General features: G+C 71.9%; 3 protein-coding genes and 1 pseudogene. All 4 read left to right on the top strand.

Annotation, left to right across the window (positions count from 1 at the left end; translation table 11 throughout):
* Positions 1-656: pseudogene (locus BST12_RS32405) on the top strand (PE family protein); the annotation flags it as partial.
* A gap of 40 nt (positions 657-696) precedes the next feature.
* Positions 697-1,392 carry a phosphatidylserine decarboxylase gene (locus tag BST12_RS28370; RefSeq protein WP_083116486.1) on the top strand — a complete coding sequence of 232 codons (696 nt, stop codon included), beginning with the start codon at positions 697-699 and terminating at the stop codon, positions 1,390-1,392.
* Complete coding sequence (gene pssA, locus BST12_RS28375) at positions 1,389-2,261, top strand: CDP-diacylglycerol--serine O-phosphatidyltransferase (RefSeq protein WP_083116487.1); 873 nt, start codon at positions 1,389-1,391, stop codon at positions 2,259-2,261. The genes BST12_RS28370 and pssA overlap by 4 nt, the downstream gene beginning before the upstream one ends.
* 1 nt (position 2,262) lies before the next feature.
* The gene (locus BST12_RS28380) at positions 2,263-4,416 is read left to right on the top strand and encodes an AAA family ATPase (RefSeq protein WP_083116488.1); all 2,154 of its coding nucleotides are present in this window, start codon (positions 2,263-2,265) and stop codon (positions 4,414-4,416) included.
* The last annotated feature ends 157 nt before the right edge of the window (positions 4,417-4,573 follow it).

The following is a 4,573-nucleotide window of genomic DNA, read 5'->3' on the forward strand; positions in this document are numbered from 1 at the left end:
CCGGCGGCAACGCCGGCACGCTGTTTGGCACCGGCGGGGCCGGCGGAGCCGGCGCAGTAGGAATCGGCGCCGGAGGCGGCGCCGCCGGTGGGGCAGGCGGTAACGCCGGCATGTTCTACGGCGACGGCGGCGCCGGAGGCGCAGGCGGCGGCGGCACCAACGCCAACGGCGGAGTCGGCGGAGCCGGCGGCAACGCCGCCATGTTCGCCGGCAACGGTGGGGTCGGCGGGATGGGTGGTACTGGACAGGTTGGCGGCGGGTCCGGCGGCCGCGGCGGCGCCGGCGGCGGGTTCTCCGGCTCCGGCGGGTCCGGTGGCGCGGGCGGCACCGGCGCCGGTGCGGGCGGCGCCGGCGCGGGCGGCGACGGCGGTAACGCCCCCGGCCTCTTCGGCAATGGCGGTGGCGGCGGCGACGCCGGCCAGACCTTTGCTGGCCCCACGGCCAACGGCGGGACGGGCGGCAGGGCCGCCTTGATCGGCGACGGCGGTAACGGCGGTGAGGGCGGCGCCAACCAGGCCGGCGGTACCGGCGGCAGCGGCGGCAACGGCGGTAACGCCCAGCTGATCGGTACCGGCGGGAACGGGGGCAATCGAGGGCGCGGCACCCCGCAGGGGTCGCTCGGAGCTCCCGGCACCGGCGGGTCACTGTTCGGATAGCACGGGAAGCGGTGGCGGCGCCTTCACCTAAGATGACCGCGTGGCACGACGCCCCCGCCCTGAAGGACCCCAACACCTGCTTGAGTTGGTGCGGTCCACTGTTCCGCCGATTCACCCGGCCGGGCGGCCGTTCGTCTCCGCTGGACTAGCCGTTGCCGCGGTGGGCTACCGCCACCGGTGGCTGCGCCGGACCGGCGTGTTGGCCGCCGGCGTCAGCGCGGGATTCTTCCGCCACCCGCCCCGGGTGCCACCCACCCGGCCGGGTGCCGTCGTCGCGCCCGCCGACGGGGTGGTCTGCGTGATCGACACCGCGGCCCCGCCCGCCGAACTGAGCATGGGCGACGCGCCGCTGCCCAGGATCAGCATCTTCTTGTCGGTGTTCGACGTGCACGTGCAGCGCGCGCCGGTCAGTGGCGAGGTGATCGCCGTGCAGCACCGGCCGGGCCGCTTCGCGTCGGCCGATCTGGCCGAGGCCAGCATCGACAACGAGCGCACCAGTGTGCGGATTCGGGCGGCCAACGGCGCCGAGGTGGTCGCGGTGCAGATCGCGGGGCTGGTGGCGCGCCGCATCGTGTGCGATGCGCACGTCGGGGACAAACTCGCGATCGGTGAGACGTACGGCCTGATCCGCTTCGGTTCCCGGCTCGACACCTACCTGCCCGCGGGCGCCGAACCTGTCGTCAGGATCGGGCAGCGCGCGGTCGGCGGCGAGACCGTGCTGGCTGAACTGCCATGATCGACAAGCCACGGGTCAGGCCTCGGGTCAGGCGAACGGTCAACCTGCATCTGCTGCCCAGCGCGATGACCGTGCTGTCGATCTGCGCGGGACTGACCGCGATCAAGTTCGCCCTGGATCACAAGCCGATCCCCGCGATGGCGCTGATCGCGGTGGCGGCCATCCTCGACGCGCTGGACGGCCGGGTGGCCCGCATCCTGGACGCCCAATCGCGGATGGGCGCCGAAATCGACTCGCTGGCCGACGCGGTGAACTTCGGCGTAACACCGGCCCTGGTGGTCTACGTGACGCTGTTGTCGAAATGGCCCGTCGGCTGGATGGTGGTGCTGCTCTACGCGGTGTGCGTGGTGCTGCGGCTGGCCAGATACAACGCGCAGCAGGACGACGGGACCCTGCCCCCCTACGCGAAGGAATTCTTCGTCGGGATGCCGGCGCCGGCGGGTGCGGTGTCGATGATCGGCCTCATCGGCCTCAAACTGCAGTTCGGCGAGGGCTGGTGGAGCTCGGTGGGCTTCCTGGCTTTCTGGATCACCGGGACGTCGCTGCTGATGGTGAGTGCGATCCCGATGAAGAAGTTTCACACGCTAGCGGTGCCGCCGAACTGGGCGGCACCGTTGCTGGCGGTGCTGGCGATCGCCGCGGCCGCCGCGGTGTTGGAGCCCTATCTGCTGATCTGGATCATCATCATCTCCTACGTCTGCCACATCCCGTTCGCGGTGCGCAGCAAACGCTGGCTGGCCCGGCATCCCGAGGTTTGGGACGACAAACCCAAGCAACGCCGTGCCGTGCGGCGGGCGCACCGCCGGGCACAGCCGCAGCGCCGCTCGATGGCGCGGCTGGGGCTGCGCAAGCCGGGCAGGCGGCTGTGACTTGGCTCAGCAGCTCACCCTCATCGCGCGGCTGAACACCTCGGCTGTCGACTCGCGCCGCGGTGTCATCCGCCTGCACCCGAGCGCCATCGTTGCGCTGGGCATCCGCGAGTGGGACGCGGTGTCGCTGACCGGGTCGCGCACCACCGCCGCGGTGGCCGGCATGGCCGGCGGGGACACCCCGATCGGGACCGTGTTGCTCGACGACGTGACGCTGTCCAACGCCGGGCTGCGCGAGGGGACCGCGGTGATCGTCAGTTCGGTCACCGTTTACGGAGCACGATCGGTGACGCTGAGCGGCTCGACGCTGGCCACCCAATCGCTGTCGCCGGTCACGCTGCGCCAGGCGCTGCTGGGCAAAGTGATGACGGTCGGCGACGCGGTGTCGCTGCTGCCCCGTGACCTGGGGCCGGGCACCTCGACGTCAGCGGCCACCCGCGCGCTGGCCTCGTCGGTCGGTATCAGCTGGACGTCGGAACTGCTGACGGTCACCGGCGTGGACCCCGAGGGACCGGTCAGCGTGCAGCCCAACTCGATGGTGACCTGGGGCGTCAGCGTCCCGTTGAGTTCCACGGCTCCGTCGCCGGTTGATGTCGCCACGCCCGAGATGCAAGTCGAGGAGCTCAAAGGCTCCCAGCCGCAGGCCGCCAAGCTGACGGAATGGCTCAAGCTTGCTCTCGACGAGCCCCACCTGCTCAAGAGTCTGGGCGCGAGCACCAACCTGGGGGTGCTGGTGTCCGGTCCGGCCGGCGTGGGCAAGGTGACGCTGGTGCGCGCCGTGTGCGCCGGCCGCCGGCTGGTGCGGCTGGACGGTCCGGAGGTTGGCGCGCTGGCCGCCGACGACCGGCTCAAGGCGGTGGCGGCTGCTGTTGCCGCCGTGCGCGACGGCGGCGGGGTGCTGCTGATCACCGACGTCGACGCGCTGCTGCCGGCGACCCCGGAGCCGGTGGCCGCGCTGATTCTCAGCGAGCTGCGCACGGCGGTGGCCACCGACGGCGTGGCCTTGATCGCCACCAGCGCGCGGCCCGACCAGATCGATGCCCGGTTGCGCGCCCCGGAGTTATGCGATCGCGAGCTGGGTTTGCCGCTGCCCGACGCCGGAACCCGCCGGGCGCTGCTGGAGGCGCTGCTGAAACCGGTGCCCACCGGCGACCTCGATCTCGACGAGATCGCCGGGCGGACACCGGGTTTCGTGGTTGCCGACCTGGCCGCGCTGCTGCGTGAGGCGGCGCTGCGGGCGGCGTCGCGGGCCAGCGCCGACGGGCAACCGCCGAAGCTGAGCCAGGGGGATTTGCTCGGCGCGCTGACGGTCATCCGGCCGCTGTCGCGCTCGGCGGGCGAGGAGGTGAGCGTCGGCAATGTCACGCTCGCCGACGTCGGCGATATGGCCGAGGCCAAGCAGGCGTTGACCGAAGCGGTGCTGTGGCCGTTGCAGCACCCCGACACGTTTGCCCGGCTGGGTGTGGACCCGCCGCGCGGGGTACTGCTGTACGGCCCGCCGGGGTGTGGCAAGACGTTCGTGGTGCGCGCGCTGGCCAGTACCGGGCAGCTCAGTGTGCACGCGGTCAAGGGCTCTGAGCTGATGGACAAATGGGTGGGGTCGTCGGAGAAGGCGGTCCGCGAATTGTTCCGCCGGGCCAGGGATTCCGCGCCGTCGCTGGTGTTTCTCGACGAGGTGGATGCGCTGGCGCCGCGGCGCGGTCAGAGCTTCGATTCGGGCGTGACCGACCGGGTGGTGGCCGCGCTGCTGACCGAACTGGACGGCATCGATCCACTGCGTGACGTCGTCGTGTTGGGCGCCACCAACCGGCCCGACCTGATCGACCCGGCTTTATTGCGGCCGGGCCGGCTGGAACGGCTGGTGTTCATCGAGCCGCCCGATGCTGCGGCCCGGCGCGAAATTTTGCGCACCGCGGGCCGTTCGATTCCGCTGAGTGCCGACGTCGACCTGGACGAGGTAGCCGCCGGGCTGGACGGCTACAGCGCCGCCGACTGCGTGGCGCTGCTGCGTGAGGCCGCGCTGACGGCCATGCGCCGTTCCATCGATGCGGCCGACGTCACCGCCGCCGATCTGGCGGCTGCCCGGGAAACCGTGCGGCCGTCGCTGGATCCGGTGCAGATCGAGTCGTTACGCGGGTTCGCCAAAGCGCTTTAGTCGGCTTCAGGCCGAGTCGCCGGAGTGACCGTCGGTGCCCGTTGCACCGAGACCGCCATCGCTCCCAGTACTGCCGTTGGAGAACCCAATCCCGACCGCGCCGGCCTCGCCACCGGCACCGCCTGCCGCCCCGGAGCCCCCGTCGCCGCCGATTGCC

This window comes from Mycobacterium angelicum (assembly GCF_002086155.1).
In the GTDB taxonomy this organism is placed as follows: Bacteria; Actinomycetota; Actinomycetes; order Mycobacteriales; family Mycobacteriaceae; genus Mycobacterium; species Mycobacterium angelicum.

Excerpts from the sequence above, each read along its gene's own strand:
- pssA (WP_083116487.1), top strand. The coding sequence starts at position 1,389 with ATGATCGACAAGCCACGGGTCAGGCCTCGGGTCAGGCGAACGGTCAAC.